At 57.6% G+C, this 14,783-nt stretch carries 11 protein-coding genes; 1 reads left to right on the top strand and 10 read right to left on the bottom strand.

Annotated elements, in window-relative coordinates; all coding sequences use genetic code 11:
• Nucleotides 1–3: 3 nt before the first annotated feature.
• Together aaeA and aaeX are read right to left on the bottom strand one after the other, a co-directional pair.
• On the bottom strand, nucleotides 4–936 hold the full coding sequence (gene aaeA / locus PU683_RS05970) for a p-hydroxybenzoic acid efflux pump subunit AaeA (RefSeq protein WP_277170645.1): 933 nt from the start codon (nucleotides 934–936) through the stop codon (nucleotides 4–6).
• Between the two features lie 7 nt (nucleotides 937–943).
• Complete coding sequence (gene aaeX / locus PU683_RS05965) at nucleotides 944–1,147, bottom strand: p-hydroxybenzoic acid efflux pump operon protein AaeX (protein WP_187800278.1); 204 nt, start codon at nucleotides 1,145–1,147, stop codon at nucleotides 944–946.
• A 178-nt stretch (nucleotides 1,148–1,325) separates the two neighbouring features.
• Between aaeX and aaeR the strand changes: the two genes are divergently transcribed.
• Nucleotides 1,326–2,249, top strand: coding sequence for an HTH-type transcriptional activator AaeR (gene aaeR, locus PU683_RS05960; RefSeq protein WP_277170644.1), 924 nt, complete (start codon nucleotides 1,326–1,328; stop codon nucleotides 2,247–2,249).
• Between the two features lie 42 nt (nucleotides 2,250–2,291).
• On the opposite strand, the gene tldD is transcribed toward aaeR, so the two are convergent.
• The 8 genes from tldD to csrD all read right to left on the bottom strand — a co-directional run bounded on the left by tldD (nucleotide 2,292) and on the right by csrD (nucleotide 14,574).
• Complete coding sequence (gene tldD, locus PU683_RS05955) at nucleotides 2,292–3,737, bottom strand: metalloprotease TldD (protein WP_277174224.1); 1,446 nt, start codon at nucleotides 3,735–3,737, stop codon at nucleotides 2,292–2,294.
• A gap of 84 nt (nucleotides 3,738–3,821) precedes the next feature.
• Nucleotides 3,822–7,616, bottom strand: a complete 3,795-nt coding sequence (yhdP, locus tag PU683_RS05950; RefSeq protein ID WP_277170643.1) for an AsmA2 domain-containing protein YhdP — start codon at nucleotides 7,614–7,616, stop codon at nucleotides 3,822–3,824.
• A gap of 55 nt (nucleotides 7,617–7,671) precedes the next feature.
• Entirely contained in the window at nucleotides 7,672–9,141 is a 1,470-nt protein-coding gene (gene rng, locus PU683_RS05945) for a ribonuclease G (RefSeq protein ID WP_277170642.1), read from the bottom strand.
• Nucleotides 9,131–9,724 (bottom strand): Maf family protein, encoded by a 594-nt coding sequence (locus tag PU683_RS05940; RefSeq protein WP_200579760.1) that lies wholly within the window; start codon nucleotides 9,722–9,724, stop codon nucleotides 9,131–9,133. The genes rng and PU683_RS05940 overlap by 11 nt, the downstream gene beginning before the upstream one ends.
• 8 nt (nucleotides 9,725–9,732) lie before the next feature.
• Nucleotides 9,733–10,221 carry a rod shape-determining protein MreD gene (gene mreD, locus PU683_RS05935; protein ID WP_187800282.1) on the bottom strand — a complete coding sequence of 163 codons (489 nt, stop codon included), beginning with the start codon at nucleotides 10,219–10,221 and terminating at the stop codon, nucleotides 9,733–9,735.
• On the bottom strand, nucleotides 10,221–11,219 hold the full coding sequence (mreC, locus tag PU683_RS05930) for a rod shape-determining protein MreC (protein ID WP_023480946.1): 999 nt from the start codon (nucleotides 11,217–11,219) through the stop codon (nucleotides 10,221–10,223). The genes mreD and mreC overlap by 1 nt, the downstream gene beginning before the upstream one ends.
• A gap of 61 nt (nucleotides 11,220–11,280) precedes the next feature.
• Nucleotides 11,281–12,324, bottom strand: coding sequence for a rod shape-determining protein MreB (mreB, locus tag PU683_RS05925; RefSeq protein ID WP_006818047.1), 1,044 nt, complete (start codon nucleotides 12,322–12,324; stop codon nucleotides 11,281–11,283).
• Between the two features lie 306 nt (nucleotides 12,325–12,630).
• Nucleotides 12,631–14,574 carry an RNase E specificity factor CsrD gene (gene csrD, locus PU683_RS05920; RefSeq protein ID WP_277170641.1) on the bottom strand — a complete coding sequence of 648 codons (1,944 nt, stop codon included), beginning with the start codon at nucleotides 14,572–14,574 and terminating at the stop codon, nucleotides 12,631–12,633.
• Between the last annotated feature and the right edge of the window lie 209 nt (nucleotides 14,575–14,783).

Raw genomic sequence — 14,783 nt, 5'->3', positions numbered from 1 at the left:
CGATTATCCCAGCTCACGCAGACGGTGGGCGATTTTACGAAACAGCGAATCCTGGCTGGCGTCGCGATCGGTTTTGCCGGTGACCACGACGGTTGCAGTGGTGCCGGCCGGCCACAGGTTGCCCTGCTGTTGGTCCAGGCGGATACGCACCGGCACACGCTGGGCCAGACGGACCCATTCGAGGTTAGAGTCGACGGTCGCCATCCCTTTGCTGTCATTGGTGCTGCTGGAGTTAGTCACCCCGGCGGCGACACTGTCGACGGTGCCCTTCAACACCTGGTTGCTGCCTAACGGTGTGATCTCGGCGCGATAACCGGCGCGCACGCCCTCAAGCTTGGTCTCTTCCATATAGGCCAGCACATAGAAGCTGTTCTGTTTCACCAGCGCCACGGCGGTAGAGCCGCGGGTGATGAACTCACCGGCGTAAACGTTAAGGTTGGTGACCCAGCCATCGGCCGGAGCACGAATAATGGTGCGCTCGAGATCGAGCTTCGCCAGATCGCGCGTCGCCTGCGCTTTCGCTAACTGATGCAGTTCAGTTTGCAGGGTGTTATTCGCCTGCTCTATCTCTTCACGCGACATCGCCTGGATGCCTAACTGGTTACGGCGACCGGCCTCGCGTCGCTTCTCATTGACTAAAGCCTGGTAATAAGCGACATCGGCTTCATCCTGCTCAAGCGCTTTTTGGTAGCGCGGCTGGTCGATGGTGAAGAGCACCTGGCCCTGTTTGACCAGCTGGTTATCATGAACATTGACGCTGGTGACAAGCCCGGTGACATCCGGAGCGATCGCCACCACATCGGCGGTGAAGCGCGCATCGCGCGTCCACGGAGATTCAGTGTAGTAAACCCAGGCGCGGAAAATGGCGATAAACGCCAGGATAACCAGCGCTACGGTGATGGCGGTACGGGTGATATTTCTTGTTAGTGTTTTCACTTCTACCTCAAACAAATAAACGCGACAGCAGGTAAAACAGGCAGCAATAGAGCGCGGTGTTAAACAGCGCAGGATGCCAGACAAAATCGTAGATCCCGGTCGGGACCAGCATCCGGCGCACCAGCCAGAAAATCGCCAGCGACAAAATCAGCTCGAAAAAAATCGGTGGGAACGACAAACCGAACACCACGATGACGGGAAACAGACTCATGTTGACCTTGGTTTTTTTATGCTTGCAGGTGATAAATCGTTCGTACGCCACCGCAGGAAAGGGCAAGGAGAGCCAGGCGAGAGTGACGTGAATATTATTGATAGATAGTATATTAACGTAACTGTTATGCTGTTATCTATATTATGTGATCTAAATCACTTTTAAGTCAGAGTGAATAATGGAACGTTTAAAACGCATGTCGGTGTTCGCCAAAGTGGTGGAACTGGGCTCCTTTACCGCCGCTGCCCGCCAGCTGCAGATGAGCGTTTCGTCCATCAGCCAGACCGTGGCGAAGCTGGAGGATGAGCTACAGGTTAAGCTGCTGAACCGCAGCACGCGCAGTATCGGGCTAACTGAAGCGGGAAAGATCTACTATCAGGGCTGTCGCAGGATGCTCCATGAGGTGCAGGATGTACACGAGCAGCTCTACGCCTTTAACAATACCCCCATTGGCACGCTGCGTATCGGTAGCTCTTCAACCATGGCGCAAAATGTGTTGGCAAAAATGACCGCCGAGATGCTGAAAGAGCACCCGGGTTTGTCGGTTAATCTGGTGACGGGCATCCCGGCGCCGGATCTCATCGCTGACGGTCTGGACGTGGTGATCCGCGTTGGCGCATTGCAGGACTCGAACCTCTTCTCCCGCCGCCTCGGCACCATGCCGATGGTGGTCTGCGCGGCAAAAAACTATCTATCCCAGTACGGTACGCCGGAAAAACCAGCCGACATGGTGAACCACTCGTGGCTCGAGTATAGCGTGCGCCCGGATAACGAGTTTGAGCTGGTAGCCCCGGAAGGGATCGCCACTCGCCTGATCCCGCAGGGGCGGTTTGTCACCAACGATCCGATGACCTTGACCCGCTGGTTAACCGCCGGCGCAGGGATCGCCTACGTGCCGCTGATGTGGGTGATCGAAGAGATCAACAGCGGCCAGCTTGAGATCCTGCTCCCACGCTACCAGTCGGATCCGCGCCCGGTCTATGCGCTCTATACGCAGAAAGATAAGCTGCCGCTGAAAGTGCAGGTCTGTATCAACTACTTAACGGATTATTTTATCGAGGTGGCGAAGGTCTATCAGAGCATGCAGGGGCGCAGGGTGTGAAAGCATTCACCCTCTTTGCGCAAAGAGGGTGAACGGTAACGCTTAGGCCGTGCCGCCGACGGTCAGGTTGTCGACCTTCAGCGTCGGTTGCCCCACGCCAACCGGCAGACTCTGCCCCTCTTTACCGCAGACACCAACGCCATTATCGAGCTTCAGATCGTTGCCGACCATGGAGATCTGCTGCATCGCTTCGATGCCGGAGCCAATCAGGGTCGCGCCTTTAACCGGTTTGGTCACTTTGCCTTTTTCAATCAGGTACGCCTCCGAGGTCGAGAAGACGAACTTACCGGAGGTGATATCCACCTGGCCACCGCCGAAGTTCGGCGCATAGATGCCGTACTCCACAGATTCGATGATCTCCTGCGGCGTTGATTTGCCCGCCAGCATATAGGTGTTGGTCATACGCGGCATCGGCAGATGAGCATAAGACTCACGACGCCCGTTACCGGTCGGCTGCATGCCCATCAGGCGCGCGTTCATCTTGTCCTGCATATAGCCTTTCAGCACGCCATTTTCGATCAGCGTATTGTACTGGCCCGGCGTCCCTTCATCGTCGATGGCGACCGAACCACGGCGATCGGCAAGGGTACCATCGTCAACGACGGTACAGAGCTCGGAGGCTACCAGCTGGCCCATCTGGCCGCTGAACACAGACGTACCGCGACGGTTGAAATCCCCTTCCAGGCCATGCCCGACCGCTTCATGGAGCAGCACGCCCGGCCAGCCAGCGCCCAGCACTACCGGCAGCGTACCGGCAGGCGCGGCAACGGCGGAGAGATTGACCAGCGCCATACGCACCGCTTCCTGCGCCCAGGCGTCGGCGCGAACGTCGCCATCCACTTCTTGCAGGAACCAGTCATAGCCGAAACGACCGCCGCCACCACTGGCACCACGCTCGCGTTTGCCATCCTCTTCAACCTGTACACTCACAGAGAGACGCACCAGCGGGCGCACATCGGCCGCCAGCGTGCCGTCGGTCGCCGCCACCAGAATCAGTTCATAGACGCCGGTCAGGCTGGCGGTCACTTCCTGCACGCGCTTATCGGCAGCGCGCGCCGCTTTATCGACGCGGCGCAGGATATCGAGCTTCTCTTCACGGCTCATGCTCTGCAGCGGATCGATGCTGGTATAGAGGTTGTGATGCTCAACCGCGCCGAGGGTTTTGACTTTACCGTCGCCCGCTTCGCGGACGATGGTGCGCGCGGCCTGCGCGCTCTGCTCTAGCGCCAGCAGGCTGATCTGGTCTGCGTAAGCAAAACCGGTTTTCTCGCCGCTGATGGCGCGCACGCCCACGCCCTGGTCAATATTGTACGAACCATCTTTAATGATGCGGTCTTCTAAAACCCAGGATTCGTGATAGCTCGACTGGAAATAGAGGTCGCCGTAGTCAAGACGACGCGCGGTCAGTTGACCGAGAATGGCAAACAGATCCTGATGATTCAGGCCATTCGCTGCCAGCAGTTGTTCACTCACCAGATTAAGACTCATCATGTTTTCTCGTCGTTGCCGCCACAGCGGGCAATAAAAAAGTGCGATACAAGGAGCTTGAGGCAATTCGCCGATGCCGTCAAATCATTGCTTTTTGTCGGTGCGCGGCTGGCGCATCACTTCGTTAATCTGCGGCTGGTCTACCGGGCCCGTAATGCGGTAGCGCAAAATAGAGACTTTATTCCACAGCGGTCCCAGCACTTTACTGGCCGCAAACACCGCCGCGCCGACGATGGGGTTAACGGCAAACGCCGCCGCCACGCCAACGGTCGCAGAGATTTCCGGTGCCACCACCGCTTCTACATCAAGCTGGCGACGCACCAGATCCACTGAGCCTTTCATCGCGATATCCGCTTCCAGCCCATCAACCAGCGTGTCATCGGTGTGCAGGACGCCATCCTTGATCCACGCCGTGCTGCGAATGGAGTCAAACCAGAAGCCCTCATTACTGAAGGTGTCGCTGAAATCAAAACGCAGCTTGCGCAGCAGTGAATCGACGCTGAAAAGGCGCAGGATCTGCCCGGCATGCCCGGTGCTGATATCGTCGATTTTACCTTTGCCAAGGCGCGTGCGCAGGATGCCATTGAGCGACGCTTCCTGCGGCTGCCACGGCGCGCTGCGCCAGTGGAGATCGTAATTGACGTTGAACGGCGCATCGCGCACCGGCGTCGGCACACCGAAGAAGCCCATCGCCGAATCGAGCTTGTCGCCGCGCAGAATGCCCTTAATGGAAGTCCGCTCGCCGCCCGCACGGTTCACCCACTCGCCGTCGGCGGTCAGGCGCGCGACGCCGCTGTCGACCAGCCCATTTGCCAGCGTCAGCGTATCGCCTTTAATGGCAAAATCGCCCTCAATACGCCCATATTTCTGCCCCCACAGCCAGCACTCTTTACAGCGCAGCTGCAAATCGGGCCAGCCGCTGAAATCAATGCGCTGCTGCTCGCTGAAAAGTGTCGTCGGCGAAGAGCTATCGTTTGTCTTCGCAGCGCTCGCCGGGTTGTAGTAGAGGTAACGAATATCGGCCTGCCACGGGGCATTGTCACTGATCTTCAGCGTGGCGTTGAGTTCGCGACCCTGCGCGTCAATAGTGGTGCCCGCAAACTGCGGCTGCGAGACGATGCTCAGGTTATTCCACTGCTGCCCGCCGAGCGTCAGGGCAGGTGTACGCAGCGTGATACGCGACGGCAGCGAAGCGCTGCTGCTGACATGGCTCGCCGCACCCTGATTAAAGAGCGCCAGCCACTGTGCGCCGTCCAGCGGCGGCAGGTTAAGCTCCAGCCCACTCTGCTCCGGCAGCGGCGGCGTGGTTTTACTCTCCGAGGTCCAGATCCCCCGATCGAGCGCCAGCTTGCTGCCGAGCAGCCAGCGACTATTGAAGTGATTATTCGCACCTGCATTGCCGGTCAGCGTAAAGCTGTGCAGGTTGCCGTCCACTTTCACCTTCACCGGCAGCGCATGGCCTGCCCGCTTGTCGAGCGGCGGCGGTAAGGTGCTGACGATATTAGCCAGATCGCCTGCGAGGTTGACCTTATAGCTCGCTTCGCCGCGGTAAGGCAGCGTCACGCCAACATCCCCTTTCCACGTCACATTCCCGCGTAGCGCATCGTTAAGCTGCTCCGGCAGTACGCCGGTGCGCGATGGCTGCCAGTTGCCATTGAGATTTACCGCCACCTCATAGGCTTTAGCGCCCTCGGTGGTGGTGAAATCGACATTCAGCGGCTGGTTAAACCAGGTGGCCGTCAGCGGCTCACTTTTCAGGTTGCCATTCTCGAAGCTGAATTTTCCGCTGAGGTTTTTCAGCGTGCTGCTGATGGGCTTGATAAACAGCGAATTGTTCTTTAGCGCAACCTCGCCTTTGGCCAGCGTCATCTCGCCGTCCAGCGGAATATCGAGATGTAAGCGAGCGCTCACATCACCGTCAATTTGCAGCTCATCTAACGCGTTGCCGAGCGAGTCATGCAGCGGCGTTTCGTTGAAATAGGGGCCGACCGCTTTGCCGGGCCCGTTGATATCGGCATCAATGATCAGCTTCTCTTTGATGTAATCCGGAATGGCGGCGGCAAGGTTACTGGCGGTCACGCCGCCGAGCATCACCTTGTCGCTCTTCATCCATAAACCGTCATTGAGGAAGTCGAGGCTAATATCGAGGTTTTGCAGCGCGGGCCAGTCAGGCTGGAAGGCAAAGGTGGCATTGCGCAGCGGCACCAGTACTTCAAACTGCCCTTCATTGTGTTTATAGGGGAAGAGGCTCGGGTTACCGGCGAAGACCAGCGTGGCGTTTTCCGTCTGCCCGCCTTTGATGGCACCGCTGAGATAGTCCACCAGCGCTTTGCCCATCAGGTTTTCCGGGAAGTAACGCCACGCTTGCCCGGCGTCGGAGACGTTGATTCCCGCCAGAATGCTGAGCCACGGCTCTTTGCCTTCAGGTTGCAGATAACGGAAATCCCCGCGCGCATGCAGCCCGGTGGCTTGCACATCAATATTGCGCCCGTCCAGCTGGAAGCCCTGGTCGTTCTTCTGCCAGTTGAGCGTGGCCAGCCCCTTTTCGATCTCCAGCGGCGCGCGAAAAACCGTTTCATACGGCATCTTCGCCTGCGAAATATCGGCAGTTAAGCGCCCGTTTCCAACGCTCCCTTCAAGCGTGCCGGCGAAGTGCTCCATACCGGGCAGCAGCTTCCACTGATGCCAGCTAAGGTCCTGCCAGCGCGCCTGGAAGCGGCTCTTTTCCGGCGCTTTTAATGGAATATCGACCGCCAGCCGCTCGAGTTTGCCCGCCGGTTGCAGAGTGTTCCAGATGTCATACATCGCCGGGGAGATTTTCTGCGCAATTGGCATCAGCCCGTCGAGGCTGTTCAGTTCAAGATTGGTGGCGCGAACGCGTAGCTCATCGCTCGCCTCTTTCGCTTCCTGCGCCGGAACCCAGGCGAAGCTGAGGGCGCCCTGCGGCCAGGGTTTATCATCAATCGCAATGCGCGTCACCGGCACATCAAACTGCCAGCCCGCTTTCTGCCGGCTGATATGGGTGGTCAGGTTGTCGACGGTCATGCGATGGGTGGTGTTATTCCCAAGCCAACTGGCACCGCCTTTCTTCAGCCACACATCGCCACTCTCAATTTCGCCCTTGTTGAGCGTCATCCACCCTTCAAGGCTAAAGCGGGCCGAGGTGAGCGCGACCTTATCCTGCATCCACTGGCTGAGCCACGGTTTGACATCGATATCATCGGCCTGCAGCCAGACGCGACCGTTATTCAGCAGGCCGTTGTCATCGCGCAGATCCATGCGCACCTGCATCACGCCATGCTGCCCGGTCAAGCTGGTGAGGCTCACCTGCCCTTCGGCACGGTGGCGATCGTCGCCGTTAAGCCAGGTGAGCTGCGGGATCGCCAGTTCGGCGCGTTGACCCGATGGGGTTAAAAAGCTGACGCGGCTGTCGCGCAGATCGAAGTGATCGAACTGGCGCAAAAAGAGATCGCTGATGCGATCTCTGCCGAGAGTGTTGCCCTCTTCGCTGCTCTCAAGCGGGGTGTTGCTGTTTACAGCGAATTGGTAGAAGGTGAGATCGCGAAACTGCCAGCGCAGGTGCAGCAGGCTCTGCCAGACGTCGAGCGCCAGCGTAACCCGCTTAACCTCAACGCTGCCGCCATCTTTCAGCGTGGCCTGAATATCGCGCACCTCCAGTTCCGGGCCGAAGGTTTGCCAGCGCGCCTGAAACTCGCTGGCCTTAAGCGGAAGACCGGTTTGCGCGGAGATGCGCGCCAGGATCGGCTCGCGCCACTCATTAAGGTGGGGTAACACAAGGCGCAACCCGCTTACCAGCAGCGCCGTGATAACGATCAGCGTCGCGCCTGTAAGCAGTAATATCCCCGGCAGTCGCCTCACGCCTCTCTCCTTGTCACACCAATCAGACCCGCTTGTTTCGCAGCAAAGCTGCGAATTACATCATGACTACGTCAAACTGCTCCTGATTATAGAGCGGCTCGATTTGTACTTTGACCTGCTTACCGACGAAGATCTCCACCTCCGCCAGCGCATGGGACTCCTCGCTCTTCAACGCTTCCGCCACGGCCGGAGAGGCGTAAACCAGGAAGCGGTCGGAGTCGTAGGCATGATGCACGCGCACGATTTCGCGCATAATTTCATAGCACACCGTTTCGACCGTCTTTACCGTGCCGCGCCCGTGACAGGTTGGACACTCGTTGCACAGCACATGTTCAACGCTTTCGCGGGTGCGTTTGCGGGTCATCTCCACCAGGCCAAGCTGGGAGAAACCGTTGATGCTGGTTTTTACCCGATCTTTGCTCAGCGCCTGCTCCAGCGAATGCAGCACGCGGCGGCGGTGATCTTCATTATTCATATCGATAAAGTCGATGATGATAATACCGCCGAGATTGCGCAGCCGTAGCTGGCGGGCGATCGCCTGGGTGGCTTCGATGTTGGTGTTAAAGATGGTGTCGTCGAGATTGCGATGGCCGACAAACGCGCCGGTGTTGATATCGACGGTCGTCATCGCTTCGGTTTGATCGATGATCAGGTAGCCGCCCGATTTCAACTCGACTTTGCGCTCCAGCGCGCGCTGGATTTCATTCTCGACGTCAAAGAGATCGAAGATCGGCTGGCGGCCGCTGTAGTGCTCAAGCTTGCTGGTCATTTCCGGGATGTATTCGGCGGTAAACTCCAGCAGCGCTTCAAAGGTCAGGCGCGAGTCGACGCGAATACGATCGAGATGAGCATCGGCGAAATCACGCAGTACGCGCTGGGCTAACGCCAGCTCGCCATAGAGTTTATAACGCGTCTGCTGGCGCTTTTTGCGCTCCATTACCTTCGTCCAGACGCGCTTCAGGTACGCCGCGTCAGAGGCGAGATCCTCTTCGCAGACGCCTTCCGCGGCGGTACGAATGATAAACCCGCCCTGCTCATCGCAGTAGCCCGCGACCACCTGCTTAAGGCGATCGCGCTCTGCTTCGCTCTCAATGCGCTGGGAGACGCCAACATGAGCGGCGCCCGGCATAAAGACCAGGTAACGGGAGGGTAAGGTGATGTCGGTGGTGAGACGCGCGCCTTTGGTGCCGAGGGGATCTTTCACCACCTGCACCATCAGGTCCTGGCCCTGACGCACCAGCTCGGAGATATCGCGCACGGTAAAGTTCTTCTGCTCTTCACCGGCAACGCATTCGGTGTGCGGCATAATGTCGGAGGCGTGAAGAAACGCCGCCTTTTCCAGACCAATATCTACAAAAGCCGCCTGCATACCCGGTAGCACCCGGCTGACCCGACCTTTGTAGATATTGCCTACTATCCCGCGCCGTGCTTCGCGCTCAATATGAATTTCCTGCAGAATGCCGCCGTCAATATAGGCAACACGCGTTTCAGATGGTGTAACGTTGACCAGTAATTCAGCCGTCATGATTATCTCTCCCTTCACGCACTGCATTGAAATTGCTCAGCAATTCAAAGGTTTCTACCAGCGGCAAGCCAACGACAGCGTGATAACTCCCGTTAATTTTCCTGACAAAACAGCCGCCCAGCCCCTGAATACCATACGCACCGGCTTTATCCAGCGGTTCCCCGCTCGCTACATAGTCGGCAATATCCTTTTCTGATAACGCTCTGAAGGTCACTTCGGTTTCCACCAGACACTCCAGCACCTGCTCACGATCTGCAATCGCGACGGCGGTCATCACCTGGTGAGTCTGCCCGGAGAGTTGACGCAGCATAGTGGCAGCATGCGAGGAGTCTTGCGGTTTTTCAAGCACTTCCCCATTTAATATGACGATGGTGTCGGCGCCCAGCACCGGCAGATCGCGCGATACCATCGCCACGCCCGCCTGCGCTTTTTCCCGCGCCAGCCGCGCCACGTACTGCCTGGCGCTCTCACCGGCCTGCCGCTGCTCCTCAATACCCGGAACAATACGCTCAAATGAGACCCCAAGCTGCGTCAGCAATTCCTGACGGCGGGGAGAACCAGAAGCAAGCCAGATAGCTGTCATATTAACCTTTATTGCACCGCAAACTGCTGACGGATCTTACGCATAAGCAGGAAGATCCACGGCCAGAGCACGCCATTGACCAGGCTGCTCCAGAAAATTTCTGGTTTAAACGAGACGTTGATCACCAAAAATTCGGCCCAGAAGACAATCACTTCTGTTGCCAGCGACAATAACATGACCACCAGCGCCTGTTGCCAGAGCGCCAGATTACGGAATAACTGAAATTTCAGTGCGACCAGATAGGCGACGATGCTCAGGGAGAGCGCCCGAACGCCGAGGGTGGACCCGCTAATGAGATCCAGTATGGCACCCATCGCGAAACCCGTACCGACATTTACGCGGTGCGGTAACGCGAGGATCCAGTAGAGCAAAATCAGCAGCACCCAGTTTGGCCGGTAGACAATGATGTCATCCGGCCAGGGCATGATTTGAAGCAATAGCGCAATGAAAAACGAGAGCCAGATGACCCAGCGCCCCTGGCTACGGTAACTTGCCACTACTGCCCTCCCGACGATTGTTGCGGCATCGGCTGCGTTAAGCCGGTCGCCGGTGCGGGCATCGGTGCAGGCGGCCCCATGGTATCCGGTGAGGGCAAGACCTGCGGCATCATCTGCAGCAGACGCTCGTTCGCCACGCGGTGAACATCTTCCGGCGTACGCGGGTTAGCGCCGTTGCGATCGGAGCCCCAGAGCAGCAACAGATAACGTAAACGTTGCAGACCGGCGGTTGGACGCGCCTGAATCACCGTGTATGCACGCTGGGTGTCGAGTTTCACCGAGGAGACCACAGCAACCGGGTAGCCTTCCGGGAAACGCCCGCCGAGGCCAGAGGTCACCAGCACATCACCAACGCGAATATCGGTATTCGCCGGCAGATGCTCAAGCTGCAGATCGTCCGTACAGCCGTTACCGGCAGCAATCACGCGGATATCGTTACGCAGCACCTGGATCGGCAGCGCATGAGTCGCATCGCAAATCAGTAACACGCGGCTGGTCATTTTGGCGACCGCGATGACCTGGCCAACAACGCCTTTATCGCTGATTACCGGCTGGCCTTCATAAACGCCATTGACGCTGCCTTTATCGATAACCACCTGATCACTGTAGGGATCGTTAACCGTTGAGATCACCTGGGTGACCATTTTCTGCTCATCCTGACGCAGCGGCGAGCCGAGCAGTTCGCGTAGCCGCGCGTTCTCCTGCTTGTACTGCCCTAACATCAGCAGCTCGCTGTTTTTCAGCAGCAGCTCCTGGCGCAGCGCCCGGTTTTCAAGTTCGAGCTGATCGCGCGAGGCCAGCGTTTGCGACACGCTGTCTAATAATTCGCGGGGACCATTAGAAATAAAATAGAAAGGGCTGACGGCCGTATCCATGTACGTCCGGATCTGGCTGAACGTACCGAGGCGGCTGTCGGCGATAATGACTCCAAGCGCCACCAAAACCGCCAGGAACAGGCGAATCTGCAGTGACGGGCCACGGCTAAAAATTGGCTTCATAGGCTTTGCGTATTCTCAGGCCAGACAGATACGGAGCGCGAGGCTCCGTATCTGACGCGGATTACTCTTCGCTGAACAAGTCGCCGCCGTGCATATCGATCATTTCCAGCGCCTTGCCGCCGCCACGCGCTACGCAAGTCAGGGGATCTTCTGCTACTACCACAGGAATGCCCGTCTCTTCCATCAGCAGACGATCGAGGTTGCGCAGCAGCGCGCCGCCGCCGGTCAGCACCATACCGCGCTCGGAGATATCGGATGCCAGCTCCGGCGGGCACTGCTCCAGCGCGACCATGACCGCGCTGACGATGCCGGTCAGCGGCTCCTGCAAGGCTTCAAGGATTTCGTTGGAGTTCAGGGTGAAACCGCGCGGTACACCTTCAGCCAGGTTACGACCGCGCACTTCGATTTCGCGCACTTCGTCGCCCGGGTAGGCAGAGCCGATTTCGTGTTTGATACGCTCTGCGGTGGCTTCACCAATCAGCGAGCCGTAGTTGCGGCGCACATAATTAATGATCGCTTCGTCGAAGCGGTCGCCGCCGATGCGGACAGAGGAGGAGTAAACCACGCCGTTTAGGGAGATAACGGCGACTTCGGTGGTACCACCACCGATATCGACGACCATTGAGCCGGTCGCTTCGGAAACCGGCAGACCTGCGCCAATCGCGGCAGCCATCGGCTCTTCAATCAGGAAGACTTCACGGGCGCCAGCGCCCTGTGCGGATTCGCGGATCGCACGGCGTTCAACCTGCGTTGCGCCAACCGGCACGCAGACCAGTACGCGCGGGCTTGGGCGCATAAAGCTGTTGCTGTGTACCTGCTTGATAAAGTGCTGCAGCATCTTTTCGGTCACAAAGAAGTCAGCGATTACGCCATCTTTCATCGGGCGGATTGCAGCGATATTGCCCGGCGTACGGCCAAGCATCTGCTTCGCTTCATGACCGACTGCGGCCACGCTTTTCGGTGAACCGGCACGATCCTGGCGAATGGCCACTACGGAAGGCTCATTCAGTACGATGCCTTGTCCTTTTACATAAATCAGGGTATTCGCGGTACCCAGGTCAATGGACAGGTCATTGGAAAACATGCCACGAAATTTTTTCAACATACTAAGGGATAATCCTGAAAGCTGGGGCGGAAAGAAAAATCCGCTTACTTTACCAACCACACGCAGCAGCGACAAGGCACAAGAAGTCTCAGCTACGGTGAAAATTAGTGCAGTTTGTTTCCTTTGTTGCAAAACGACATGACTCTGTCCGGAAGCGTAAAAAAGCCGTCGTTCCGGCACGTTGCGCCTGCAAGCTGGCAAAGGTCAAACCGGCATTTTTACTGCAACAATCTGGCGGGCAGGCTCGCACGCCCCCCAACCACGGCAGCGCGCGTTATTCTACGTGAAAACGACTCAAACAGCAGTTCAAACCGAGTATCTTTGTGAATATTTTTTCACATTGGTGTCGAGCGGCTGAGACGCCGCGAAGAAATCGCCCTGTCCGCCCGCAACGCCTCGCTCCACCAGCATCTGCCATTCGCCGCGTGTGCGAACGCCGGTCGCAAAGACGCGGGTTCGCGTGCCTTTACACGCTTCGACAAGGCTCTGAACCAGCAGCTGGTTTTCGGTGCGCTTTTCAATGTTCCTGACCAGCCCCGGATGCAGCTTCAGTAACTCGACATCCAGGGCTTTAATCCAGCTGGTGCTGACCAACGTCAGACCCGCCTGAACCACCGCCACGCGCGCGCCTAATCCATTGATCAATCGCACGACCGACTGCAATCGGCTGATGTGTTGACAAACATCCGCCTCTGCAAGTTCAAAAATAATCCGTTTGCGTTGCGATTTTTCGCATTGCATCAGAGTATCGCGCAGCCAGCGCTGGAAGCGCGGGCGGATCAGCGACTCGACGGTGACTTCAATGGCGAGGTTCTCCTCCGGCCAGTAGCCGAGGAACGGCATTAACCGCGTGATCTGCAGCCGGTCATACTCTTCTGACAGGCCAAATTGCAGCACCATCTGCATATACTCTTCGGCGATCACCTCCTGTTCGCCATCAAAAATGCGGCACATCAGCTCCCGGTGATGCACTTGCCCGTCGCGGTTAACAGCCGGTTTCTGGTAGACGCGCGGCCCGCCGCGGCTCAGCATCTGCTCAATCAGCGTGCGCCAGCGCACATTGCCACGCCCCTGCTCGGGTAATGAGTCGTCATAGACCGACCAGCTGTTGGTGCCCTGTAGCACCGCGTTGCGTGCCGCCGCTTCCGCATGCTCCATGACCTGCCGGGTCGACTGCCCGCCGCGCCAGCTGCAAATGCCGATATGCATAATATCTTCGCGAGTCAACATCTTGGTCGGCGGCAAGCCATCCACCGCTTTCAGGATCTGCCCGGCGATGCTCTCCGCTTCTTTTAATGTGCGGTGCGGAAGCAGAACCGCGAAGTCGCTGCGGTGATAGCGCGCCAGCAGCGCGCCGGGGTAACGCATAATAAAGGTGGAGAGTAAGTTGATAAGGGTAAAGAGGTACTCTTCAGCGGCGGAGGCAAGCCCGTCGCTGTCGCGCAGCAGGTCAAAATCGGGCAGGCGGATCATCATCACCACGCCGTGCGAGCCGACCTTTTCCTGATCTTCTAATAGGGTTGCCAGTTGATTATCGAAAAAGAGGCGGTTATTGAGTCCGGTGCGCGTGTCCTGCGCCGCATAAGAGCGAATCAGCGTATCCATGCGGCTGCGCTGATCGCTGGCAAACTGAATATCCGTTAACAGCACGTCCAGCGCGCTGCTGGTGCGCGAAGGCCACTCATAGATGCTGCCGCGTACCTGCGCACCGCGCTCGCCGTTGAGGATACGCGTCGCCCGCAGCTCAAGGAGTTCCTGCCCGGAGAGCTGCCGCCGCAGCCAGCGCACCGCGAGGAAGATAATAACGATCATAAAACCGATCGCCACCGTCAGCGGCGCGGTGGTCATCATAGAGCGGAAGTAGTTGGCCATCGGATCCTGATAGACCAGCGTAAAGGTGACGCCGGGGATCTTCATCGACGGCATTTCAATCTCACGCACCGCAGAGTTACTGCCCGCCGGGCGATAACTCCCTTTGCGGGTATGGCTTAAGAGGATATGACGGCCCTGCTTAATTTCAATCGAGGTGATGTCTACCGGCACCATCATCTCATCAAGCTGCGTTGACAGGCGCGGAAGGGGTGTGAAGATCAGGCGAGTGTCGATTACAGCGGCGACGGCCTGCACGCGATTGGCGACTTTATCCTGTATGGCGTTATAAAAGCTGAGTGAGCAGCCGACCAGGGTCATAAAAATCGCCAGACCGGTCAGAAGTGTTACAAAAGCACTAAATTTCGTCGTTAATCGCATCCCTGATTTAACTCCGCGCGGGTAAAGAACAGAACGATATCGCCTGAAAAGGGTCAATAAAGTAAGTACTAACTTTTTCGCTTCGCCGCGACACGCGCGCGCTGCGGTGAAGCCGAAAAATGGCACACCGTTTCACCCAGCGAGTATAGTCTTCAGAAATTTTTTTCCAATCATCAATAAGCTTAAAGAATGTCTTTAACACGCAATTT

This window comes from Candidatus Kosakonia sp. 282A-S69 (assembly GCF_029433855.1).
GTDB classification, from domain to species: domain Bacteria; phylum Pseudomonadota; class Gammaproteobacteria; order Enterobacterales; family Enterobacteriaceae; genus Kosakonia; species Kosakonia cowanii_A.
Note: the sequence above shows the minus strand (reverse complement) of the source record. Positions and strands in the feature narration are given on the sequence as shown.